Annotated in this window: 15 protein-coding genes; 2 read left to right on the forward strand and 13 right to left on the reverse strand. The window is 34.8% G+C overall.

The features are described from left to right. Positions 1–68: 68 nt before the first annotated feature. From ABH902_RS09425 to ABH902_RS09485, 13 genes are all read right to left on the reverse strand, one after another. Positions 69–6452: an InlB B-repeat-containing protein gene (locus ABH902_RS09425; protein ID WP_404590468.1), complete on the reverse strand. Its 6384-nt coding sequence runs from the start codon at positions 6450–6452 to the stop codon at positions 69–71. 200 nt (positions 6453–6652) lie between these two features. Then, positions 6653–7969, reverse strand: coding sequence for a glucosaminidase domain-containing protein (locus ABH902_RS09430; protein ID WP_404590469.1), 1317 nt, complete (start codon positions 7967–7969; stop codon positions 6653–6655). A gap of 221 nt (positions 7970–8190) precedes the next feature. After that, positions 8191–8763 carry a hypothetical protein gene (locus ABH902_RS09435; protein WP_404590470.1) on the reverse strand — a complete coding sequence of 191 codons (573 nt, stop codon included), beginning with the start codon at positions 8761–8763 and terminating at the stop codon, positions 8191–8193. Beyond that, positions 8760–9071, reverse strand: a complete 312-nt coding sequence (locus ABH902_RS09440) for a hypothetical protein (protein ID WP_404590471.1) — start codon at positions 9069–9071, stop codon at positions 8760–8762. Before ABH902_RS09440 ends, ABH902_RS09435 begins: the two co-directional genes overlap by 4 nt. Continuing rightward, a complete protein-coding gene (gene atpD, locus ABH902_RS09445; protein ID WP_404590472.1) occupies positions 9068–10462 on the reverse strand; it encodes a F0F1 ATP synthase subunit beta in 1395 nt (464 codons plus the stop codon). The genes ABH902_RS09440 and atpD overlap by 4 nt, the downstream gene beginning before the upstream one ends. Then, complete coding sequence (locus ABH902_RS09450; protein WP_404590473.1) at positions 10456–11310, reverse strand: FoF1 ATP synthase subunit gamma; 855 nt, start codon at positions 11308–11310, stop codon at positions 10456–10458. Before ABH902_RS09450 ends, atpD begins: the two co-directional genes overlap by 7 nt. Positions 11311–11318: 8 nt before the next feature. Further along, positions 11319–12818: a F0F1 ATP synthase subunit alpha gene (locus tag ABH902_RS09455; protein WP_404590474.1), complete on the reverse strand. Its 1500-nt coding sequence runs from the start codon at positions 12816–12818 to the stop codon at positions 11319–11321. Beyond that, positions 12815–13975 (reverse strand): hypothetical protein, encoded by a 1161-nt coding sequence (locus ABH902_RS09460; protein ID WP_404590475.1) that lies wholly within the window; start codon positions 13973–13975, stop codon positions 12815–12817. Before ABH902_RS09460 ends, ABH902_RS09455 begins: the two co-directional genes overlap by 4 nt. Before the next feature lie 9 nt (positions 13976–13984). Further along, entirely contained in the window at positions 13985–14230 is a 246-nt protein-coding gene (locus ABH902_RS09465; protein ID WP_404590476.1) for an ATP F0F1 synthase subunit C, read from the reverse strand. Positions 14231–14243: 13 nt separating this feature from the next. Beyond that, the gene (locus ABH902_RS09470) at positions 14244–16628 is read right to left on the reverse strand and encodes a hypothetical protein (RefSeq protein ID WP_404590477.1); all 2385 of its coding nucleotides are present in this window, start codon (positions 16626–16628) and stop codon (positions 14244–14246) included. Then, entirely contained in the window at positions 16625–22546 is a 5922-nt protein-coding gene (locus ABH902_RS09475; protein WP_404590478.1) for a hypothetical protein, read from the reverse strand. The genes ABH902_RS09470 and ABH902_RS09475 overlap by 4 nt, the downstream gene beginning before the upstream one ends. Positions 22547–22634: 88 nt before the next feature. Beyond that, a complete protein-coding gene (locus ABH902_RS09480) occupies positions 22635–23045 on the reverse strand; it encodes a hypothetical protein (RefSeq protein ID WP_404590479.1) in 411 nt (136 codons plus the stop codon). A gap of 74 nt (positions 23046–23119) precedes the next feature. Further along, positions 23120–23809 carry a winged helix-turn-helix domain-containing protein gene (locus ABH902_RS09485; protein WP_404590480.1) on the reverse strand — a complete coding sequence of 230 codons (690 nt, stop codon included), beginning with the start codon at positions 23807–23809 and terminating at the stop codon, positions 23120–23122. 326 nt (positions 23810–24135) lie between these two features. Between ABH902_RS09485 and ABH902_RS09490 the strand changes: the two genes are divergently transcribed. Next, a complete protein-coding gene (locus ABH902_RS09490) occupies positions 24136–25284 on the forward strand; it encodes a tyrosine-type recombinase/integrase (RefSeq protein WP_404590481.1) in 1149 nt (382 codons plus the stop codon). A 380-nt stretch (positions 25285–25664) separates the two neighbouring features. Next, a complete protein-coding gene (locus ABH902_RS09495) occupies positions 25665–26111 on the forward strand; it encodes a hypothetical protein (RefSeq protein ID WP_404590482.1) in 447 nt (148 codons plus the stop codon). Positions 26112–26185: the final 74 nt, after the last annotated feature.

Consider the following 26185-nt stretch of genomic DNA (forward strand, 5'->3'; position numbering starts at 1 on the left):
GGATTTTAAATGACTAATTAAAAATTGATAGTCATTTAAAACTGAATAAACGCTGGACAACGCTTCAATTATTTCTTCGTTTTTCTTTTCTGCTTTTTATGCCAGATTAGGAAAATTGCGCCACTTATAATGATATAGCCCATAAAGTTTGCTACTACTTTTTCACCTGTACTTGGCAATTTGTTTTTAGCAGTGCTTTTTAGAGTGGTTCCAGAACTTGTCTTTGTTATATTTTTTGAGGACTTATTATTAGCATCAAGTTCATTCACTATATTTTTCTGCCAGTTTGCTTTTAAAGTCATGCCCCCTACTGGCATAGTGATGATACCAGCAACGTATGTTTTATTATTGTGCCAGCCGATAAAGGTATACCCTGTTCGGGTTGGTTGTTTCACTTTTGCAAGATCTACTTTGCTATTGCTAGGTGCTTTAATTGCAGCTGGTTGAGAAGCTGGATCCCCTCCGTTTATATCAAAAGTAATGGTTTGATCCGCTGCCTTCCACTTAGCTGTGTAGAGTGCACCACCATGCGTTGCAATTTGTTTTCCCGTAACCAACTCATCGACTTCATTGTACCAACCTAAAAATAGATAACCTGCTTTAAGCGTAATTTGTTTATCTAGGTCATAGGTTTCGCCAGTCTTGACAGTTAAGGTAGTTACTGGGGTACCGCCATCGGTCTTGAATTGAATGGTTTGTTCATCAGCCAACCATTTTGCTTTCAGCTTCATACCACCCGCTGGCATTGTAATGATTCCTGTTACCTGATGATCTCCAGCAAACCAACCGATAAATTGATAGCCAGCTCTTGTTGGAAGTGATATTTCATCAAGTTTAATGTCACTATCAGTTGGTGCTGTGATGCTTTCAGGTTGCGTGCTTACATCTCCCCCGTTAACATCAAACACAATAGTTTGATCTTCCGCTTGCCAGTTTGCTGTATACGTTGCACCACCTTTTATTACCGTTTGTACACCGGATACTCGTTCATCAGCTTCATTATACCAACCTTGGAAGGAGTAGCCAGCGCGTGAGGTAACTTGTTGATCCAAGTCATATGTTTCATCTACTGTCAGTCTTAGCGCAGGAATGCTTGTACCGCCATTAGCATTAAATTGAATCAACTGCTCTTCTGCTTGCCATTTGGCTTTTAACTTCAGCCCACCTGCCGGCATTTTAATCATACCTGTAATTTGTTTGTCATTTTCGTCAAACCAACCGATAAATTGATAGCCACTTCTTGTTGGTTGTGTTATATTGTCCAGTTCAACTTCACTATCTGTCGGTGCAGTAATACTTTCCGGTTGAGTAGTTGGGTCTCCCCCATTCAAATCAAACGTAATCGTTTGATCTTGGGCTGTCCATTTCGCTTCATAAGTTGCTCCGCCAGCTTTCACAGTTTGTACACCAGTCACCAACTCATTCGCTTCATCATACCAACCGTCAAACGTATAGCCGGCACGTGTTGTTATCTGATCGTCTATGTCGAAAGTTTCATTTGTCTTGAGTAAAAGGGATGCTACACTCGTGCCACCATCTGTATTAAATATAATTACTTGATCAGAAGCAGTCCATTTTGCTTTTAAGCTCATGCCACCTGCCGGCATTTTAATCGTACCTGTAATTTGCTTGTCATTTTCATCGAACCAGCCAATAAATTGATAGCCTTTTTTCGTTGGAGTTGTTACCCTATCCAAGTCAATTGGACTATCTGTTAGTGCAACAATATCCTCTACACTGCTACCACCATCTGTATCAAATGTAATCGTCTGATCTTCCGCTATAAATTGAGCGATTAGAGTGAAATCTCTTGCAGGTATTTTATCTAGTTTGAAATTCCAGATAATATCATCCACTGCTTCGTACCAGCCACCGAAACGATAGCCGGCTTTTGCCGGTTTCTTCGGTTCTGTCAATAACTCACCAAAGACAACTGTTTCCGTTTCTGTTTTCCCTTGATTATTATAAGTTACCGTATAAGTATTTGTACCATAACGAGCATATAAGGTGTGATCATTGGCAGGCATTTTATCTGTATTAAAGTTCCATTTTTTCCCGCCAGTTTGAGCATCATACCAACCGATAAATGAATAACCGGCCTTTGTTGGTGCTTCTGGTTCGGTTACCAAGGTATCATAATTCACTAACTGAGTACTTATTTCACCTTCATCATCAAACGTTAATGTATATTGGTTAACCGTAAATCTTGCATATAAAGTCAGATTATTGCTCGGCATTTTGTTGACACTAAAGTTCCATTCTTCCCCACCAGAAACTTCAGTATACCAACCGTCAAACGTATAACCCGTTTTTACAGGAATGGTAGGTTTGGTTACCAAAGTATCATAATTGACTGCTTGCGTGTCTGTTTCTCCATCATTCACAAAAGTGACAGTATACTGATTAACGGTAAAATGAGCATATAAAGTAACATCATGAGCAGGCATTTTATCTGTAGCAAAATCCCACTTTTCTCCCCCAGTAGTCTCTGTGTACCAGCCTGCAAAAGTATAGCCTGCTTTACTTGGATCCTCCGGTTGACTTACCAAAGTGTCAAACTCTACTGCTTGAGTACTTGTTATTCCGTCTACGTTAAAGGTTAGTGTATAATCCCCAGCACTAAAGCGAGCATATAAGGTTAAATCATGGTCGGACATTTTATCTGTAGCAAAATCCCACTTTTCTCCCCCAGTAGCCTCTGTATACCAACCAGTAAAAGTATAGCCGTCTTTACTTGGATCCTCTGGTTTCGTTAACAATGAATCGTAATTTGCTGTTGTTTCTTCTGTTGTACCATCTATATTGTAAATGACTTTGTAAGAATTATTAACATAGCGAGCGTATAAAGTGACATCATTGGCTCCAGCAGTATATGGAAAGCTCACTTTTGTGCCTCCTGTTTCTTGAGTATACCAGCCGATAAATGTTTTTCCTTTAAGTTCCGCTTTTGGCTCTGCTTCGATTGCTTCTCCCGGATATTTTTTGACAGTTTCTTGAGCAGTCGTTCCTTCTCCTGCATTAAGAGTAATCTTAATCGGACGAATAATTCCTGCATTAATCGTATCAAAGCCAGTCCCACTTGGTGTCACTTTAGTGGTTTGCGCATTTCGCTGATCATTGTCCGGAGTCGGTGTAGATCCGCCTAAAGTTACTGGTGAAAAACGAGTACTGTCATCTATTGTAGGATTAACAAAAACGATATCTACATTTTGATCTTTAGCCAATCCTGTAAGTTCATAGCAGCCATCCACACCACCGATTTTTTTAGTTAATGTTGATTCAATTAATTTTGTTCGATTAGAACCTGTTTCATACGCATGAACTGTTACACCATTTGCACCAGTTTCAGTAGCTTCTTTTAATCCATTTCTATTTATATCATTGAAAACTTGACCTTTGATTACTCCTGTTTTCAAACGAATAGCTACTGGTTCAGAGGGGGTATATCCCACATTACCTAAAACATTTCGATAAATCCGAGCCGAATAAATATTGGTCTTTCCTGCATGTAAATCTGCAGCTGGATCCGTTAATGCTAGTTTAAATATGACAGCATCACTAGTACCATCCGGAATAGCATCTTTAGTAACTACTTTCACCATTCGAATGTCATTTTTATTGCCAATCTCGTCCCATGTTTTAAATTTAGTAGAATCTTTATCGGTTTCATAACTCGATGCATATAGTATTTCATAATTCAGTTTTTCAGAGGGGACAATTTCTTCTAAAAGAGAGGCGGTCCACCCAAAGGCTATTTTTTGTATATGTCTATTGACATCAAATTCTGATGCAGTATTAGGTGTCAAATCTGTTTTTTCGCCAGCTTTAGGAATAGGAATTAAAGCAGTGTAACCATCAATACTGGCACCTGAATTATTTGAAATAGACAGTTGATATTTAGCTTCACCACTTGGGTTCAAATTGATGATCTCCATATTTGTATTATAGTCATAACTAACCCAAGACCCATCATTCAAATTAGCTGAAGTAATAACTGAAAAATCTTTTTGATCGATCAACTGTACCCCCACAGTGTATGGTAGGGTTCCCGCATATTCATCTGTATCACCATTGCCATTTACATCATAAATATCCGGATTGTTAAACAACGAATTTCCACCGTTTGACTTCGATGTTTTTAAGTTTTTAGTAAAAATTTGAATAAGTTCATTCCCTGGAATATAGGTAGTAGGCGCTGATGATTTGACTTTTACATCATAGGTCAGACTGATTCCGGAAAATGCCGAAAAAGATTCTCCTTTAGCTCTTCCTAATAATACATCTGGTAATTCAATTTTATAAAGAGGATAACCAGCGTTATCGACACCAGCCGTAGCTACGATTTTTCCATTGGCAACACTATATGTTTCACCTTCATAAACGACAGCGATTGAATCCGCGTTAATATTTAGATACTCTCCTTCACGAAGATACACATCAAAGCCTTTAATTACACTGGGTGAGGTTGTCTGATAAGTATAATCTACTATCTTTAAATTTGCATTTAGTGTATGTGTTGAACCACTTAAAAACTGAGTGTTACTCGAAATATTTGATGATGTAGCAAAAGTGGCATATTGGGGATCAACCACATTCATGACATTCGTTGCAGAAAGTGCTTGGTCATCATTAAACTCTTTATCTGCATCCACGATTGTCGTTGAAGCACTGAAGGTTTTAGACGCTGGCACATTCAGCAGATAACCGTGATAAGCAATAGGTAGTGTATTATAATCCGTATTAACCATCCCTAAACTTCCGCGATAGCTCGAACCACTAATTTCTCCTGCTGGTATTTTCCCCATATTATAAGAAACTTCTGTGATATACTCATCTTTTGCAACTGTACCTAAACTAGATAACAATAAATTATAACGATATAATCTATAATTTGAATGCATGGCATCACCTTGCAGCTTCGCCTTTGTAAAGGTTTGCCCTTTATTGGTTTTCACAACTACATCCGTCGCTGCTCCACCGGCTTCATGAGGAAGACTAACTGCACGTACACCAATGTTTTCATCAGTAAAAGTCATACGTACCTTTTGATCAGTTGATTCTGCCCCCACATTAGAAAGCGCAAAACCACCTAGCGTAATCATATTTGTCTCTGCTACCAAAGGATCATAGACAAAGTATTTATTCGTAACATCAGTAAGTTTAACTTGGGAAGCTGAAGCAACGTTAATCGTTTGTTGTTCGCTAGTCCAACTAGTTGTATCATTAAACTCTTGTCCATTAGCAGTAATTTTAGCCGACTCTAGAGTTAAATAATACGTGCCATCTACTGCATCCGCTGGTACTTCATAGTCAAAATTTACTGCCTGTATCCCTGTCGCTCTATTTAAATAGACCTTGTCTAGCGTAACAGCAACATAATCATAAGCTGCATCGCGTGCTCTATCAATCACTGCTGAAAAAGCTGATGTGTTTGCCGGAAATGTTACCTCTTTAATACCTGCATTTTTATTTATCTTAAACACATATTCTATCTTATCAACAACAGCATAAATTTGTAATAAAGGCGTCTTATCATTTCTTTCATCAAATTCTTTAGTTATGGTTCCTTTTTCACCGGGTTTCAAGGATAAACTCTGCTTACGTCCACTTGAATAAAGTACTGGATACACATCACCGTTTAAGATGATAGACTCAAGCTTTTCTTCTTGAATCACTGTATCATTTTCCATACTTTTAACAACAAGAGGTGTATTAAGCGTCAAACTACTTTTAGCTACATTTAAAGTTTTGTCTGTTACAATACCTGCGCTAAAAATAACTGAATTGATATCTGAATTAATTTTATAAATAATCTTACCAGCTCTAGGTTGATAGCCTGCAACAGTCTGATTGGGAACATATGTCGCATTAACTATCACACCTTGTAGTTGAGTGGGTAAAGTGCTTTCATCAAATTGCCAGTTCGACTTATTAGAATCTGTCGCTTTCATTCCAGGAAGTGAAGAAAAAGCCAGACCATTTTCTATTTTCACTTCAAGGGTTCGACTTGTTACAGCTTCTTTTGTTTCAAATTCAGCACTCACTGTCAACGTCCTAACATCAATACTTGACTGATAATTATGAATACTCACACTATCATTTTCTCCACTTAGCGACACACCATCAAAAGTAGCAAAATTTTCTGATGTAGCACGTACAGCGGGAAGCTCAGCTTCTTGCTTTTCAAAAGTACTTGCTCTTGTCTCTTCTTGCTCACTTTGCTTTGTCTCTTCTTGCTCGTTTTGTTTTGCTTCTATTGGCGGTGCCTCAGCTACTACATCAGACGCTACCGTTTCTACTGCTGTGGTAGCGGTTGTCTTATTCGTTTCTTGCTCGGTTGTTTCTTCCGTTTTATCCATACCAATAGCATTAGCTACAAATACCGGTAAGAAAAATTGAGTCGACACTAAACAAAATATTATAATCATCGTAAATAATTTTCTTGTTTTCAATTTTTTTCCTCCTTTTCCACTGAAAAACAACTTAGAATTTTTCTTTAGCCACTCTACTTTATTTTCCAAACATCACTAACTTATTCTCAGGAACACTGACTGCTTTGGGCTCCTCAGGTACTCAATTATCAGCTACAGTTTTTCTTAATTATTCTCTGCACGAAAACAGTCCAAGCCTTCCTGGACTGTTGCTCATTTTGTTATTTAGGTGTTACGTAAAGTAGGGTCGATGCGGTCTGGGCCTCAATCACTCTATAGGACACTGTTCCTAGTCCAATAGCATTCATTTCTGAGATTAAAATCGAGCCATTTTCATAAATATGTTCCACAAAAGCTACATGACCGTACGTAGCATCTGCACCTCCAACAGTAGGCGGGAAACTTACTGCCGTTCCTGTTTTAGGTTTGGAAGACACTTCATAACCTTTTACTTGCCCGCTCATTCCCCAATCCATACCATTTCCCATATTTACATCTACAAAACCGCCTAGTTGAAAAATGCGGTTATAAACATATTGCGTGCAGTTACCGTCTGCATAATAGTACGCTCCCGGATAGCTTTGACCAGCATATTCTGGAAAATCACTATCTGCATGACTGGCTGTTTGAATCAAAACGGAATTTAATTCGCTTGCGGCTTTGATCTGATCGTATTCAGTCAAATGATATTCTTCAATCAGGGCATTCAATTTCTGATCGTAGTGAATATCTGTCGCATACACACCCGTCAGTGCTTTAGTCGCTTCTTGATAAGTCGATGCATGTTCTTTCCAAACGCCCGTGTAAAGTTTTTGATTTCCAGCAACGCCTTCTTTGATTAATTTTGCGTAGTCTTCAAAAGACTTCTGATAATTTGGATACTGACGAAACGCTGCACTCACCTGATGTAAATGACCGGTACCATCATCCTCAGATGTGAACAGGGTCACCGATTGGCCTTCAAATTCTCCTTTAATCCCAAATAAATTAAAATATGGCGCTTGTCCCAATGTACTTTGACCAGAACCCGTTTCCAAAATAGCTTGGGCAATCATTACTGAAGCGTATAACTGTGATTCCTGCCCAACTTTTCTAGCAGCTTCTCCAATCCGACGGATAAAATTAGCTGCAGTTTCATTTTTATGTACTTCAAAAATTTCAGGCAGTGGCTCCATTAGATTAGGTAGCGCATCCTCATATACTGGTGGCACTTGTTCCACAGGTGTTTCCGCATAAATTTGTTGCGGTGCGCTGTTGCTTGTTATTGCTTCTTTCTCAGAAACGGATTCTTTCTCTGAAGTGTCAGAAGTTTCTGTAACAGCCTCTTCTGTTTGTTCCACAGATTCCATTCCGGGTTCTTTTTTCGTTTCACTAGCGCTAGTTGCTTGTTCTTCTGGAACTTCTGCAGATACAGTTGTTTCCTCAGTAGTCGTTACAGTTTCACTCTCAACTTCTTCTATACCATAGGCAAAAATCGGACCTAAATTGGCACTAGTCAAAATACTCAATGCACTCAAAATAATTAATTTACGTTTCATAATTTCTCCTTAAATAGTTTTATCTTCAATACTTTAAAATTATTGATTCTACACTTGTTAATGAACATCTCAACCGCCAAGAAATTTTCCACTTACAACCTCACTCAAATGAATTTAAATTAAGGTGAGCAACAAACAGACTCTGCGCCTAAAAATCTCCATAAAACATATCTTATTTAAAATTCAAGATGCTTTTTTTAGACGCTGGAGAATGATTGTTTTTATTCTTCTTGTAAATGCTGCGGATTCCTTCTTTTTAGACGTACTTTTTTTCGAAAAGAATACTGATATAACTTAACAGCAGCATATAAATATACAGTCCATGTAGTTAAAGCTGTTAATCCAAAAAACAGTAATCTAACAGGACTATTACTTAAGTAAAAAAGAATCGAAAAGTAAACTGCTAACAATATTAAAGACATACCTTGTAAAAATTTGATTCTTCGCTTGTTTTTCTCGGTTTTCTTATCATGCCAACAAATTAGTTGACTGCAAAAAGTTACTGTCAAACTTACAAGTAACATCCAAGCAGGAAGCTTTCTTATTAATGACAAAATCAAAATTGTTCCAGATAAAGAGAACGCACTTACTTGTAAAGTAACAAAAACAGATAAATAAGGGTACATCATTTTTAATCGATTATATTTTTTAAGCTTACTAAAAGAGCCTTTTGATTGAATAAAATTTTGCTTGATCAAGAAAAAAACTACTGTAAATAGTAAGAAAAACAATGCTAGAAAAAGCAAACACAAAAAAAGTTGTTGTAATATGGAAATAGGTAAGTGCTCTATCATAAAGCATCCCTTCTAATAGCCTTGTTGATTAATTGATGATAACGTTCACTAGCTTCGGTTTCATCTTTTGATACAATTTTCGCTACAATCTTTGATTCGCCTTCTTTCACAAGAACATAACCTAATGCAATATAAAAAATTTCTGATTTTTCCCCTGAAAGAATGGACAATTGTGTATATTCAAAAAAAGATAACGTTTCAATTTGATCCGCTAACACCGTTTTTTGACCTGTCCGACTATCGTAAACAAAGCCCGTCACTTCTTGTTCGTAATGCAATCCTTCCGGTGAGATTAATAAAAGCTTCACTCTTCTGTCACCGCCGATTGATCCTTTGTAACAGAACCGATAAATAGAAATTGACTTTCTGACAAATCATCATATGCGCCATTAATAATATTTTCTACATCATCCAGTAACTGATCGATTCCAACAAAAGTACCGGGCATACCAGTAAATTTTTCAGAAACATAAAAAGGTTGAGAGAAATAATTTCTTAGTTTTCGAGCTCGATAAACTAGTTGCTGATCTTCTTCACTTAACTCGCCCATCCCTAATACATTGATGATCTCTTGCAATTCGGTATAACGTTGCAAAATAAATTTAGTTTCTACAGCTAACTGATAATGACGTTGACCTACAAAAGATGCTGTCAATGCTCTAGAACTGGAAGCCAAAGGATCCACAGCTGGAAAGATACCAAGCCCTGCAATTGAACGATCTAGTACTATCGTTGAATCTAAATGACTGAATATAGCTACCGCTGATGGATCATCTATATCATCTGCAGGTAAAAAAACACATTGAATAGAAGTAATAGAACCATCTTTAGTCGAAGCTATTCTCTCTTGCAAAGCACCGACTTCTTTTGAAAGTGTTGATTGATAACCGCCCGTAATTGGAATTTTTCCTTGTAATGCAGAAACTTCTGAACCAGCCTGAATATAACGAAAAACATTATCGATAAAAAGTAACACGTCTTTTTTTTCATGATCTCTCAGATACTCAGCAATTGTAAGTCCTGACATTGCTACACGCATTCGTACGCCGGGAGATTCATTCATTTGCCCTAATACGATGCTAGTAGACTCTAAAACTCCACTTTCTTGCAGTTCGTTGTACAACCCGACCCCTTCTCTTACTCGTTCGCCTACACCGGTAAATACAGAATAGCCACCTTGTCGACTGATATTATTAATCAATTCCTGCATTAAAACGGATTTTCCAACACCAGCGCCACCGAATAGACCCGTTTTACCACCTTTTAGAATTGGGCATAAAAAATCAATAATCTTAATACCTGTTCGCATGATTTCCTTATCATCACTCATTTCTGATAAGCTGGGTGGTGAACGGAAGATCGACCATCTCTTTTCATTATTGTCCGGCTTGCCATCAATTGGATCACCATATACGTTGTACATCCGACCTAGTGTTTCATAACCAACTGGCATTTCAATCGTTCGATTTAAGTTTTTCACTCGTGCTCCTCTAGCTAAGCCATTAACTTCACCAACTGCAATAGCACGTACTCCATTAATTCCCATATGCTGAACCACTTCTGCAACATAGCTACCAACATGGGTTTTGTAAGAAAGAGCAGTACCGATTTCTGGTAGTTGTCCTTCACCATCAAATTCAATCGTCAGTACAAATCCACTAATACTAGTAATGGTTCCATAATGTTCTTGATTTAACAATTTTCTTCACCCTTTCTTATAACTGACGACCCATTGATAATATCCATCAATTCATTAGTTTGATTTTGACGATCGATTTTTCTTTTCTCTCGAATAATTTCTTCTAATTGTTTTTCAATATTATCTTTTGCTTCTTTCATCACAATTCTTCTTGTGCAATTTTCACTAGCAACAGAGTATAAAAAAACACTGTAGAGTAAACCACTGATGTAATTAGTCAGTAGCAGTTGTTCAATTTCTTCATCCGATTCGTCATAATCCAAGATATATTCAGAAGAAATATCTTCAGCAGAATCCTCAGATGTTTCCGGATAAATTTTTTGCTTTAAAGCAACCGAGGAAACAGCGCTGAGATACTTCGTAAAAAGGATATATAAAGCATCAATTTCTCCTTGATAGATACCATTAATAAATTCCAATGCAAGAGCATCAGCTGTTTCTAACGTAATTTCTTCCAACGAGATTTTTAAATATTTCTTTATTTGTTGTTTTCTTCTCAGAAGATATTCTTTGCCTTGCTCTCCAATTACATAAAAATCTACGATTTGATCTTCTTTAACTGTTGCCAAAAAATTATCAACTTGTTCAAATATATTATTATTGTATGAACCGCATAATCCTCTGTCAGAAGTTATCACCAATACGGCAATCCGTTTTTCCTGAACGTTATTTTGGGACAGATACATGTTATTTTTCACATAACGCAAATTTTCAAGAATATTTTCATAGTAATCCACAGCTTGCTCTGCACGCTGGCGTAAAAAACCAAGTTTTCCCAAAGTTGCCAATTCTGTCACTCGGACAACTTTATAAGTAGATTTCAGCGCTTGAATCTTTTTTTCTATCACTTGCCCACTCATTCAATCGCCTGCCTTATTTCTGTCGCTAAAGTCAAAATCTTATCTTCTAGCAGTTCTCCCAATTCTTTTTCTGTTTGTACAATTCGATTTAATTCGTCAAACCATTCACTTTCTTTTAATTTCTGCAAAAACAGCAGCTTAAATGATTTGATTTGTTTTGTCTCCAATGTAATTAACTCATCTTTTTTCAACAGATAAAGCAAGGCCGCTGTCTCTCCAGACGCCAAGGGAGCACATTCTTCTTGTTTAAAGATCTCCATCAAAATTCGACCTTTATCTACAATGATTTGACTTTCTTCATCTAATGCATTCCCAAAATCCAGCAGTTCTTTCAAATCATAATATTGAGAAACGATCAAATTTAGACCCTTACTCAATTGACGGATAATTGGCTGTTGCGCGTCTCCTCCTATTCGGGAAACAGAAACATTTACATCGACTGCCGGTTTTTGACCGCTGTTAAATAAATCAGCTTTCAGTAATATTTGTCCGTCTGTGATTGAAACAACATTTGTTGGTACATACGCTGACACGTCATTAGATAAAGTTTCAATGATTGGTAGAGCTGTAATTGAGCCTCCTTTATGGTCTTCGTTCATTTGAACTGCCCGTTCTAGCAAACTAGAATGGATATAAAATATGTCTCCTGGATAAGCCTCTCTTCCTGGCGGACGATTAAATAGTAAGGAAATCGTGCGATAAACATCTGCATGTTTTGTTAAATTATCTAAAACAATCAGTACGTCTTCACCTTTTTTCATCAAACTTTCCGCTAGTGCCATGCCTGCATAAGGCGTTAGATACTGAGAAGTAACACTATCGCTCGAAGTTGTCGCTACAATTGTTGTATAATTCATTGCTTCATTTTTTTTCAAGGCTTCTATTACTTCAGTGATATAGTGCATTTTCAGCCCAATTGAAACAAAAATACAATGAACGTTTTTTCCCTTTTGATTGATAATCGTATCTAAAGCGATTTGTGTTTTTCCTGTTTGACGATCCCCTAGAATTAATTGCCGTTGCCCTTTCCCAATTGGTAAAAGTGTATCCAAAATCATAATTCCTGTTTCTAAAGGACGAGTCACACTTTCAATAGACATAATTGGTGGGGTAATAGAAAACATGGGCACAAAATAATTTTTTTCCGTATCGCTTTTTCCTCGATATAAAGACTCGCCTAAAGGATTGATAACGCCACCTCGAATTTTATCGGAAATTCGGATACTAATAGGCTGACCGGTTCGCTTGACAGCCATGCCTTCTTTAATTTCATTGGTATCTTCAAGAATCCCAATTCCGACTAGTTCTTCTTGTAGATCCATAACCATTCCGTGAAATTGTCCATCGATAATTACTAATTCATTATAAAAGCTGCTTTCCAGACCTGAACAAAAAATAATTCCATCTGAGATACTGTCAACTTGTCCATTTTCCTGTAGAAAATCAATATCTACTGGAGTTTCAAATTTTTCTATATCAAATTCTTTATATTTCAAAGACTCACTTCCATTTCATAAAGATCAATATTTTGATCGATTAATTGATGATAACTTAAATCGACTGAGGTTTGAGCGGTTTGAATAATCACACCTTTTTTTATTTCGGCATGAATGACAAATTCCATCGTGCAATACGAAAGAGTGTCATCCCATAATTCTTTAAATACACTTATCTCAGTTTCGGATGGCAGGATCACCTTTACTGTGCCTTGGTAATGTCTGATGCTCCAAACTTTTTGAAAATGCTGATATAATTCTCTTACTTGCCGATAACTGTATCTGTTTAATAAATAAAATAAAAAATCGATGAATTCTTTATCTAATTTATCTAATAAACCAAATTGAGCAAACAGTTGGATTTTTTGTTCTGAAGAATAATAAGTGTTACGATAAATTTTTTTATATTTCCGACTGTTTAACGCATCCATCATGATATTGAAAGATTGATAGAATTTTCTTCGTTTTTCTTCGTTATACATTTCAAAAAGGCGCAGGATTACTTTGTAGGGTAAAGCATAGCGAATCTGCATCACAAACATTTCAGAAGTAAATTTTTCAATCGCTTCTTGATATATAGCTTTTGCTGCCATACCTTCTACTGATGAAAGGACTGTTCTAAGCTGTTTTTTCATATCCGACTTATACAGTGCTAAACTCAATGCTTTATCAGGCACAGGAACTTTTATTTCAACAGGCTCAATTAAAACATTCATTGGCTCACAAGGGCGAGCTTGTATTTTTTCTAATTCAGAAGATAGCTTTTCATATTCTTTTTGATAGTAAGCTCTTGCTTTTACTAACTGCTCAATTCTACTTTGCCAATTTGCCCGCTCTTTTTCATGATCTTTTTTTTCTGTTCGAATCACTTGCTTTTGAACATGTTCTTTTAATATGGTATCTTCTGCAAGCGATTCATCCAAGGTGCTAAATAATCGAAGAAAATAACGAATCGTCTGCCAGATAAGCATACCTAAAATTGCAAGTCCTCCAACAAAAGGAAGTAAACACAATAGAAAAAATAAAAACTGACTAATTATTTCAATTAACAGTTGAAAGAAATTACTTACGATACTACTTATCGTTCGTTTGGCAGTTTCAGTAGTTTCTATCATTTGAGCAAAAAAGTTTAATACTTCTATTACTTTATTATTCATAATTAAGCCCTAATTAATAAATGGATTGAACCACAATAGAATTACAGCAATTGCTAATGAAAATAACATCAACACTACAATCATCAATAATCCTAAAAATAATCCACCCATTACTTCCTTTTTTGCTTTAGGATTTTTCCCAATTATTTCAGTCGCTCGACTGACAGCAATTCCTTGACCAATCGTTGCTCCTAAACTTGCAAGTCCTATAACAAGTGCCGCTCCTAATAAACTTAATCCCACTACTAAATCCATGTTTTTCCGCCTTTCATTCCCTTGAATAGACATACATCATCAAGGTACCATTGTTGTCATATATTGCTTGTCTAAACTCAAATGTATCTACGCTCAATTTTGAAAGTTCCAACTCCATTTTTAATATGTTATTTTCAGAAACCGCTACTGTTTGACTATCAAATGCTTGCCAGTTTTCTTCTTGCGATAATATCTCTAAAGGTGTAGTGATGCTTTGTTGTTTCTCCTTTCGCTCTGTAACTACGGTATATTCGGCTTCAGTGGGTGCTGTCCATTGTAAAATACACATATAATTATCATTTTGTTCATTCAGAGTATTTAGATCATTTGTTTCTGTAAGTTGCTCACTATCCGTTGTTTCAGAATTCATTAAACTACTATCCGTTGTTATCTCTAGTTGATCGATTCCTTCCGACAGAGCATTAAAATTACTATCAAAGCTTGTTCCAAAAGTTAAAAACTCAGTATTTTGCTGTCGAATGACCGAACTAGCATTTTTATTATAAGAAATAATCGTGTCATCATCATAAGTCAATACTTCAGACTTAGTACTTTCAGCTTTCAAAACGTTTAAATTAAGCTGTACAGAAAACGTAGAATAGTCACCTTCAATTAATGGTACAACAGTCAGTCCCTCATCACTTTGTCCAACTATTCGATAAGGAATTGTGTACTCCGTAGTTGCATTCACCAATTTTAAAGAAACATCTTGTAATTGATAATCAACAGAAGTCCAATCATAAGCTACTTCAATTAAATTGTTTTCAGTAACGCTAGCATCCAGCGCATTAAGGATAGTGCCTGCTAATGTTTGATATTGTTTCGATTCTTTCAAAAGCAAAGATTCACCAGATGTTAAAAATAATTCTAATTGATACTGGTACTTAGTTTCCGGTAGCAAATCAGAAATAGTGAATTCTTGTCCTCCATTGCTTATTAAATTAGTATTTCCTTCAATAGAAAAAGACGTTCCGTCTTCTGCAGTTATTTTTAAACGAACACGACTCAAATCTGACATTTGTTGGTCAAGACTAGCCTTTATCGTCATTGCATCACTATTTACATGCTTTAATTGATATACAGCTTCAACCTTAGTGGTTTCAAATGGATTACTTTTCACCTCTAAAGACTGGACACCTTCACCTTTACCTAAGTCATATTGATACGTAAAGCGCAAATAGTAAGCTGTATTTGGCACTAAACCTGTAAAAGCCTCAATACTAGATGTCGGACTAATATAAGCAGTATCTACAACTTCATCCGATTTATTTTTTATAAGCTCCACTTTAGGTGAACCAACAAGAGTATGATCTACGTCAATAATCTGATAATTATAAGAAATGTTGGTTACTTCCGGATTAATATAATTTAATGTTAATACAGGAATTGCTTTTTCAGATTTTTTATTTAATTTATCTATTTTATCTAATAACGCTTGATAATCTTTAAGTGTAATAAATGAACCCGAATTACTACTCCCTTGACTAACATTACTATTTGTTTCCTCTGTGTTGCTTACTGAGCTGGTACCAGCTCCAGTTGAACCATCAGAATTTGTATTCAAACCTAATTGGTTATTGTCAGTTCCAGAGGCAGAGTTTTCACTAGAGTAATTCCGCTCAGCTGATAAAGAGTCTTCCGTATCATTTTTCTTATCTGAAGTACTTGATTTCGTTTCTTTTTCTATTTCACTTGAACTAGAAGATTCTAAAACAAGTTTTTTATTATCCGTTCCGCCAAAACTTGCCAAATCAATGACGCGATCATCAACATAATATTTTTCGTCACTAACATCAAAACGCTTTTTTTCATCAACAACTAAAGTGAGATGCCCTAAATAACGTTTTTTGGTTGGTACATCATAAACAATAACACTGCCGGTTTTATCGATTAGTAACAACGGTCGATCGACCGTTGTTACTTCTTCCTCACCAAAATAAACTTTAGCGGCTGTATTTAAAAAGTACATACGTTTTGCCAGCTTAACAATACTATTTTCAGCAATAACAGAATTATCAACTGTGTAACTGCCTTCGCTATTAAGGTTGTAAACAACCCGACTCCTTGTTTTTTCAGTTAAACCGTTAGTATCAATGACTGTAAACTTATCGGTAAAAAGAATGTCATTATCTTCAAAAAAGAGAATATTATCAGTTAAAATTTGGCGCTTTTGTGTGCCGGTTGCTGTATCAATCATTTCTTCCTCATTCCACATGCGGTACAGTACATCTCCTGTAGAAAACTGTGCAGTTTCAACATTAGAATCCATTACCACGCCAGCTTTATCCAACGTAATTTTTTCAAAATGAGCAGAAGTTTTTGAACCTAGAAACAAGACAGCACCTAAAACAAGGACTACTGTTCCCAAAACCACAATTATTTTCGCTGTTCCTTTCATTTCAGCACCTCCGATGTTTGAAGTACTAACTTATTACCAGTTTTAACTTCTTTTATTTCAATGTCATATTGGTTGATGGAATAAGGAAGCTTATATCCTCTACCCAAATCCGCCCCATCTATTTCGTATACTTTTTGTTCTTTTTTTTCATTCTCAAACAATTGATCGACATCTAAAGTTGCAGTTTTAAATACAAGACCTTCTTTTAAAGTTTTTAATAATTGATCCGCTAAAGACATATCTTTTCCTTGAACAGTGACCTCATATTTTTCATTAGCTAGAGCATCCGATTTTTTTATAACAACGTCTTGATTTGTATAATAAGCTGTTACTGTTTCTTCAAACTGATTCGTTTGGTAAGAAGCCACAATGTTATCTTTGTTCATAACTTCCACTCGCTTCACTGCCTGATCATCAGTAGGAATAGTAAGTGCTTCAACAAGTTGTACAGATGATGCTGTTTTTTTGGCTACCGTTTGGCCGCGTTCATTTGTCATAATCACTGTATACTCAGAAACATCAGATGGTAGATCCTTTGTTTGAATAGTAAAACCTTCAAGCCTTGTTGTTACATTTAAAGGTTGTATCAAGCTCTTAGTAGAACCGACATAAACTACATTTTGAACAGTATAAATTTGATTTTTTTCGCCTAAATCTGTGTCGTAAGTTACTTCAAAACTAGCCATTAGATACTCATTACTACTCATTAAAGTACTAATATCAAAAACTTCACTTACATCAATTGGATAATTTGCCGCGACTGGAATTTTTTTGCTGACAATCTCTGCACCAATTGTGTTCGTTTGTGCATTGTATTTATAAAGAACTAGTCGGCTATCAGTGATCACAGCTGAGCCATTATTGAGGTTTGACACTTTAAGCGTCAGACTAGTGCCATTTAGAATATAAATTAATGGGTTAGAAGTTACATACTCATCGCTTGTTGTAAAATCGACTTTTTTCGTCCAAGTTCTATTTCCTGCCCCATTTAAATCATTATAGGAAGCTGTAATTGTTAGAGTATAGCCAGTTGAAGGATTCAATCCCTGGAAGTTTTTCAACCAAGTAGAAGCATTAGTTCCAGTGAAAGAACCTGAGTATCCCTCAACATAAGTTGCTGGGTTCCCCGTGCTTGTTTCAGTCAATACATATTTAAATGGTTTAGTGTTGCCAGAAAGAATGTAGCCGTGAGAATCGTTATACGAAAATTTAACATCAGCCAACTTACTAGTCACGTTATCTACCTGCAACTCTGCTGTTGGCGTTGCAGGTACTGTAATTGTTATTTTATTAACATTTCCTAAAAATTCAGGAACTTCTTCTGTTTTAATCGTCTTTACATAAGCTGCAATGATGTAAGTCTTTCCAGAAACAAATCGTTGCTGACCATTTTCATCATATAAATCAAAATTATTCATTTTTTCGGCTGAATCGTAAACTGTTACTGGCGTTTTATTAGCCAGTACCGTTTCCATTTTTTCAATATCAGTTGAATATTGAATATCACTTGTTAATTCAAATAAACGATATTCAATCGTATCTAAAATATTACTTTCATCAGTAAATTCGGTCGTGTTCGCAATTTTTCTACCGTTTTTTACGTAAACACTAGGTGACCAAGTATATGTTGTTTCAGTGATTTCCGGCGCAGCTGCCAAGGTGGTGAAGTTTTTACTTGCTAACACAGCGGTCTCACTACCTGTTTCTTCAAGCAAATCATAAACAGCTTCAATTTTTACTGTATACGCTGTTTCTGGAATTAAGCCGCTGATTGCTGCTCGAACATCTGTTAAGGAACTTAACTTTGTACTTTTCATTGGTTTTGCAGCTCCTTCTTTATAAACATTCACATAAAGCTGCAAATTACTTGTGTCGTCTTTCAAAATAGTGGTATCCGTATCTGTCACTAAAAAGTCCATAGTTATCTTTTTATCATAAACAGATAACTGATCAATTTCTGCTGTTGGCACAGCTAATTTAGGCAACGTAATTTGTTGCTCTGAGTTCGTTTCAACTTTATTAGATGAATAAAGATCAATGGTTGATGCTTGATTTTTATTAGAAACGACACCTGAGTTGAAATTGATATAACGATTTTCTGTCATCAATGTATAAGAACCATTTGCTAAACGTTCTAGTGAAAAAAGATAGGCAACTGTTTTATTATCTACAATATTGCCGGTATCTATGCTCAAATATTTACCCGTTAAAACATTCTTGAAGCTAACATCTTTAATGTTTCCTTTAGCATCAGTAGAACCTATACTTAGTTCATAAATACTGGCATTAGAGCGATTTTCTGTAGTTGAAATTTTTCCATTTGTACTATTAACCACTTTTGTACCATCATCAATGACAAAATAATATTGTTCAGCAAAATTTTGATTATCTAACTGATTTTCCGAGTAATAAACAGTGGTAGCCAATGAAAAGTCATAGACATTATTAAACCAAATAGCAGCTTCTTTGTTTGGTAATGCAAAGCTTTGTGTTCTTAATGCATCGGTTCCTTTAATAAAACTAGTAAAAATTTCATCCGAATTATGCTTTATTTTTTGCTTGGAAGCAATTATTTGGCCGCTACCTCCAACTACTGTTGCATTTGCTAGTAATTGACGGGTGCTCTCCTCAAAGGATAATTGATTAGAAACTGTTGGTATTTCAGTCGTCAAAGGTAATAATTTTTTTTCTTGTAAAACAGCTGTTTTAAGTGCGTCTCCTTCAAGCAAACGATATTCTCCTGTTGCTTGTATCGTCACTTCAGAAGATGCTGGAATCGCAACTTCCTGTTTATCTTTTACTTTCACTTTTTCTGTACCATTACTAATTGTAATTTCATTATTTTCTAGAACACTATCCTCATCATCGATATACGTCTTCATTGTAATTCCGGCAATATCTCGTTTTATCAAATGAAATTCTACTTTCGGCAATTTTTTATCAATAGCTAATTCATCTGATTGTAGATTAATTTCGAAATCATCAAATCGATCATTCCAATTAACAACTGCACGAATAATATATGTTTTCCCTCTACCAAGCTCTTCTGTCAGCAAATTGAAATACGTGTACGCATCAAAGCTGGACGTAATTACCTTTTCTGCTAAAGGTGTTGCTTTCTCATCTTGTGCCAAGTCTTCTGCCGCAAAAAGTTGGAAGGTAATAGACGTAACACTTGCATCTTCATCAAGGATTGTTTCAGCTGAGTTTGTCGCTGCAATCGCACCGAGCTGTGCTTTTTCTGGATCATAATTCAATAAAATCCGCTCAACTTGTGGTGCTGTTTTTCGCGTTTTCAATATTCCTTTACCGTCAACGGTTACTTCATTTTGCCCACTATCATATGCTTCACTAAATGATACTTGATAATCTGAATTATGCTCTAAATCCAAAATTTCTATCTCTAGACCTTCTTTAGTAAGCATTTTTTCAAGCATATCTTCGGAGATTTCGATTGTTTGAATAATAGTTCCTGTTCTTTCTTTTTCCACCGTTAAAATCGCGGAAGTCAAGACCGTTCCTAATTTATCCAATTTTACATTGACGGTTGCTCCTTCTTTCTCGGCATCGGTTTGAGTAAAAGTAGCAGTAATGTCTTGAACTTTTAATGTTTTATATGGTTTAGAGCGTCCAATTTCCAGATTAGCCTGAATCCCATTTCCATTATCTAAATTATAAGAAGCAGTTAAAGTAACCACATAATATGATTCGCTTTTCAATTTATCTACTAGCAATCGTTTGGTGAAGTCTTCTTTACTATTTACAGTGCTAGTCTGAATCGGAGTGTCTGATAATACGTTTCCGTTTGCATCTGATAAGTAAATGTTAAAGACTGGTTTCGATAATGCATTGATAATCAGCGTTTCATCTTGATCAAAGAGTTCATAAGAAATATCAAGACTATCTTGTTTTGCTTCTTTTAATTCAAATTCAATCCGAGGCACAGTTTTCATGCCAATCACTACGGAATTAGAACGTACCGGAGGCAATTCGTAATCACTTTGATCATCATTGCCCATCACATAGGCAACAGCAACATAACTGCCATCGGTCATACCAACAGTTCGACCAATACGTACTACACTATTTTTATTCGCTGAATTGACAGTTACAGAAGCACGTACTTCTGCTTGAGAGCCGTTTTCTTCATAGTCTTCTTCCGCGTAAATCACATAACGAATATTAGTGATTGTTTCATCTAAATCTTTCAGCTTTTGCGGAGTCACTATAAATTGAGAATCTGAGGATGAGTACTCTAGTAAAAGCCCTTCAAGAACAGGAAGTCGTTTCTTGGTTTTGCCAACAAGGTACCAGTTACTATCAGTTACTTCTTGACCATCTACAACTAAGCGTGCCATTTCTACCAAATATTCACGATTAGATTCTAATCCTGTCAGTTCTAAAACTGTTGTTCGTTCTTCATTATTAAGCTCAGCGACATTTACTACTATTTCTTTTACATCGGATACTTGGCTGTTATTTATCTTGTATTTGAGTACTAATTCATCTATATGACTATCTTGATCAGAAGCTTTTAATTGAATAGACAAGGAATCTGAACCATTAGCAATGATCTTTTTGTCAATTTTTACAGGTGATAATGTAAAATTCTTACGATAGAACGTTACCGCTTGAGATTCTGTCTGATTATATTTATAACTCCCTTCAACAAGAAGTTGATACGTATTTCCATACTCCAGATTTTCAAAAGCAAAGTCAGCAGTTGATGCTGTTACCGAAATTTCCTGTTGTTGAATAACATTGCCGCCTTGCTTCAATAAAACCTTTAGTTTTTCTAATCGATCAGAAGCATCACTGATAGTCAAGGTTCCTTCAATTTTTTTCTTAGCAGCTGTCGCTTCAACGTTGACAATCGGCACTGCAAATGACGGATTTTCTTCCAGCTTATTTAGCTTATTGATTACGTCATTGATTTCATCGATTTGATCGTCTGTCAAAGAATTTTCTATCCTTGAACCATCATCTTGAGTTTGACTCGTTTTATTATTCGCAGAATTTGCAGTTCCCGAAGTGCCAGCTCCTTCATTTTGATTTGCTGCAGCTGCAGTATTGTCAGTGCCAGCTTCCGTTGCTTGGCGAGCATTACTAGCACTTGTCTCTTGTTTTTTTGAACTTCCTTGTGATTCTTCTTGTTCAGAATTACTTTTTTCTGTCTGGCTAGTTTCTTTGGAAGCTTTGTATTTTTGGCGGCTGCTTACTTGATCGTCAATTTCAACCTTGATTTCTTTTACATTAATCTGATCTTTTTCATTGTTTACATTGATTAAACGCTCTGCAGTTAAATCAAAACGATAATCACTATTTTCCATAGTGATGAAAAGATCATCACTCGTCATTTCTTCCGACTCTTTCTCCCCGCTTATTCGGATCTTTTGATTATCATCAATCACCACGATTGAGTTATCTTTAAGCTTCTTATTCAAACCTGTCATATTTTGTAAATTAGCAGAATCTAAAAGCATATATCTTCCTTCTGCCAACTTCACCACTGTCCCTTTGGGAAGTGTGCTAATCGTTTTACCTGCGTCTGTTTTAGCTAAATAGCTATTCGCTTTACTTTCTATATGTGTAAACGAAGGTAGTTCATCTAATTGCTGATTATTTATAATTGCAACACTTTTCCCCAGAAATTGAATATCTTTATTTTCTAAGAAAAGTGTTCTCGATAAATCGATCGTTTTCTTTTTCGAGTGATCTTCAATTACTTTTTCATTATTAATCCAAGTATTATTGTATTTCGCCTGTTCAGAAAATTTGATAACTCTTCCTTTAGGAGAATATGTATATCCCGCCTCATTAATCTCATAGGATTTATTTACAGGATTTCTAAACGCTACAAACAGCAATCCAATTATTGCTACAAAAATTGCTACAATCAAAAAAAGATTTTTTTTCATGTTTTTACTCCTTTTTTTAAGCATCTACTTATGTAAGACAACAGAAGAAAATTGTTATCATTACTGTTTCTTTGTTGCTACATATTATTTAATTAAAAGATTTTAAAATAACGATTCCGTTAATTAAATATAAATTTTCTGTCCCTCCATCAGCTAGTTCATATTGAAAAACCTCAACTTTTTTTCCATTGATAAGATTTGTCATCTGTATTTGTAAGTTTGATAAATCATCTTCACCAACAAACGTTGATAAACGTTTAGGATCTTTGGCAGAAATTTCATTAATTTTATTTAAATCTACCTTGATAAGTTTACTTATTTTTGCTTCATCTTTAATTATGATGACAGCTTTTCCTAATTTATCTTCTACTTTTTTTTGAGACAATCCCATTTGTATTGACTCAAAATCAGCTTTCGTTACTTTCTTTTGAGTATTACAAGCAATCAATACAAAAATTGTAGCTGCAGCTATGACACATAAAAATAATTTATTTTTCATTTTACCTCCTAAGTTGGTTTTACATATCCCTTGTGAAAATAGGTTACTTTTTAACTTTTTATTATTTCATTAAGCTAGCTTTTAGAATTCATCATATAGCCTACTGAGCGGATCGTTTTTATAATTTCGCTCTTGTCATCTATTTTATTACGAATTTTCTCTCGTATTTTAAATACTAAATTGGCCAATAAAAATTTATCAACCTTTCTATTTGATTTATCTTTTCGTAATTTTTCAAAAATTTCTTCATATGTACAAACTTTATCTTGATTTTTAAAAAGATACTCTAGCACTATAAATTCACTTTCAGTCATGAATACTAGTTGATCATCGAGACATAAAGACTTATTGTCGCAATTAAGCTTTATACTTATCTGTGTGTTTATTTGTTTTTTAGTTTTTGAATTGGATTTATATTGAAGTGTATTATTAATCATCAGAGCTATCTCTTCCACAGAAAAATTGCTATTAAAAATACCACAAACGCCCATTTGTATATATACAAAGTTTTCTTTTAGTATTCTTTCTTTTGTCATTACCCAAACTGGAATGGACATTCTTTTTATTTCAATGATGTTTTGACAAACTTCGTTAATATCACTTTTGTCACTTTTTACTATTAACACTGCATCTTTTCCGGAAGCATCCATGACAGTTGGAAGATTTTCACATTCCATAAAGTAGACATCATTAAAATTATTTAATTTTGAATCCATCTCACTCGCCACATCTTGATCATAGTGATTAATTATTCCTAATTTCATTTTTATTCTCCTCCAGTCTTTATAGACACTTCATTTGCATTCTTTTACTGTATCGTTGATAATTTAAAGAGAAGCGTAAACTTTTTAATTTTCTATATTTTTACACAATCACGATACAAACGATGATAGATATACTTAACTATTATGATCATTATTTAAAATATCTTTCATAATAATAGCTATTTATTGTTTTTTTGTCAATGTAATTTTAATTTAATTGTTATGTATCGTTTTTTTTCTTAATAAATATTTTTGTTTTCTAATTATAATACACGAAATAAATTATGAGAGCCGTCAAAAAAATGGTCAAAGAAAGGAAGCATTTTATGTCTAAAAAAGGTGAAAATATTTACAAAAGAAAAGATGGGCGTTGGGAAGGAAGATATATAAAATATCGAACTGAGAATGGGAAGATTGTATATGGTTCTGTATATGGAAAAAAATATGCAGAAGTAAAAGAAAAATTAATCTTTATAAAAGCAAAACACCTAGAACTTAATCATATTGAATTGAATAGCTATGAGGATAGTGTTTCTAAGTGGATTAGAAAGTGGTTGACTTTAAAAGTACGTTATGAGGTGAAAGAAACAACTTATTCAAAATATTGTCAGATTGCGCTTAACTATATTTTTCCTTACTTTGAAACAATAGCTCTATCAAACGTTACCTCTAAAGATCTACAAAGTTGGATTAAACAATTACAAAATAAGCAATTAAGTCCTGGGACAATAAAAAATATTTTTAATATTGTTAATAAAAGTTTAAAAAATGCAAAACAAGAATCTTATATTCTAATTAATCCTTGTGAACAAGTTGAACTTCCAAAAATTAGTAAAAAGAAAGTTACAGCTTTATCTATAGTACAACAAAAAAAATTAGAAGTGATTGCTTTTCAAGAAAAAAAGTGTTCCCCTGTTATTTTGGCACTTTATTCAGGCATGCGGATTGGAGAAATCAGTGGACTCCAGTGGAATGATATTGATTTCAAAGAAAACTTAATACGAGTACGAAGGACTGTATCGCGAATTACTGATGAAAACTCAAGTAAATCTAAAACAAAAATCCACATAGGTTCACCAAAAACTTCATATTCAATTCGAGATATTCCCTTTTCACATAATCTAAGAGATTACTTGTTGAAAAAAAAAGCAGAAGCTTTATCGGAATATGTGATAGAAGGAGACAAAGGTTTAACTGAGCCCAGAACTATCACAAATCATTTTAAGAAAAACATAGCAGACGCAGATTTGCCGGGGATCAATTTTCATATTTTGCGACATACCTTTGCGACTCGATGTATTGAAAATGGAGTTGATATAGCGAGCTTAAGTAAAATACTCGGTCACCAATCAATCAAAATGACATTAGATACCTATACGGATTCTTTATTGGATACACAGAGAACAGCAATGCAAACAATTGACAAACTATTTATATTTAAAGAATCTCCCGTCAAAGACGTGGTCAAAACTTGATAGAAATGCTTAGATGGCTTGTTTTTGAGTCATGCGCTTCTTGATTGTGTAAGAATCACGAAAAAAGAGGCTGAGACAGAAGTGTTAAACTCCTTCGGGAATAAGCTGAAATTCACGAAAATTGGTGTTCAAATTTTTGTGGATTTCAGCTTATTCCCGAAGGAGTTACTTCTTACCCCGCCGTTTATACGTGTTTAAAGCATAAACCGAAACTGTTTTTTAGTTTTGACCTGCTCTCTTTTTACTATAATTAATATTATGATATGTCTAGGCATCTATAAAGTCCGTTCATACTAAAAAAATAGCTTTTTAGTATTTTTTTAAGCATATTTGTTTTAAATTTTCTTGAAACTCTGTATAGTAACTTTGAGGGGATATTTATGGAGACATTAATTAACATATATATTATAGAAGACAATTTGATGCACAAAAAAGTTATAATGAATAAGCTAGAAGACTATTCTAATAATAGTGATTTTGCTAAATTTAACATTGTTGATATTCAGAACCATATTGATTTTTATCATAACTTATATGTTTTTCCTATTTTGAGTACAGATATTTTTATTATTGATATTGATTTAAACACTTTTTTTACCGGTATACAGTTAGCACAGAAGATAAGAGCTCTTCATCCATATACCTATATAATCTTTTTAACAGGAGATTCTTCTAATGGAATCAAGGTTATAAACGATCAAATTAAACCTTTGGCTTATCTTCTTAAACAAGACTTGCAAGAAACGGTTCTTAATCAAGAATTTTATTTTATATTAAATCAAGTTGAAAAAAATATTAATATTAACGGAAGTGCAACTACTTTTTGATACAAAATAAAAAGAGCAACTCAATTTGATCTTGTTAATCGATAATCAACGGGTGAAAGATACCCTAATTTTGC

The sequence above is a fragment of the Enterococcus sp. UD-01 genome, from assembly GCF_044909655.1.
Taxonomy (GTDB): domain Bacteria; phylum Bacillota; class Bacilli; order Lactobacillales; family Enterococcaceae; genus Enterococcus_L.

What these genes read in the sequence shown, in the direction of transcription:
- ABH902_RS09480 (WP_404590479.1), bottom strand. Translation starts at nt 23,045, where the DNA reads ATGAAAAATAAATTATTTTTATGTGTCATAGCTGCAGCTACAATTTTT.
- ABH902_RS09475 (WP_404590478.1), bottom strand. Translation starts at nt 22,546, where the DNA reads ATGAAAAAAAATCTTTTTTTGATTGTAGCAATTTTTGTAGCAATAATT.
- ABH902_RS09465 (WP_404590476.1), bottom strand. Translation starts at nt 14,230, where the DNA reads ATGGATTTAGTAGTGGGATTAAGTTTATTAGGAGCGGCACTTGTTATA.
- ABH902_RS09495 (WP_404590482.1), top strand. Translation starts at nt 25,665, where the DNA reads ATGGAGACATTAATTAACATATATATTATAGAAGACAATTTGATGCAC.
- ABH902_RS09470 (WP_404590477.1), bottom strand. Translation starts at nt 16,628, where the DNA reads ATGAAAGGAACAGCGAAAATAATTGTGGTTTTGGGAACAGTAGTCCTT.
- ABH902_RS09460 (WP_404590475.1), bottom strand. Translation starts at nt 13,975, where the DNA reads ATGAATAATAAAGTAATAGAAGTATTAAACTTTTTTGCTCAAATGATA.
- ABH902_RS09485 (WP_404590480.1), bottom strand. Translation starts at nt 23,809, where the DNA reads ATGAAATTAGGAATAATTAATCACTATGATCAAGATGTGGCGAGTGAG.
- ABH902_RS09435 (WP_404590470.1), bottom strand. Translation starts at nt 8,763, where the DNA reads ATGATAGAGCACTTACCTATTTCCATATTACAACAACTTTTTTTGTGT.
- ABH902_RS09490 (WP_404590481.1), top strand. Translation starts at nt 24,136, where the DNA reads ATGTCTAAAAAAGGTGAAAATATTTACAAAAGAAAAGATGGGCGTTGG.
- ABH902_RS09430 (WP_404590469.1), bottom strand. Translation starts at nt 7,969, where the DNA reads ATGAAACGTAAATTAATTATTTTGAGTGCATTGAGTATTTTGACTAGT.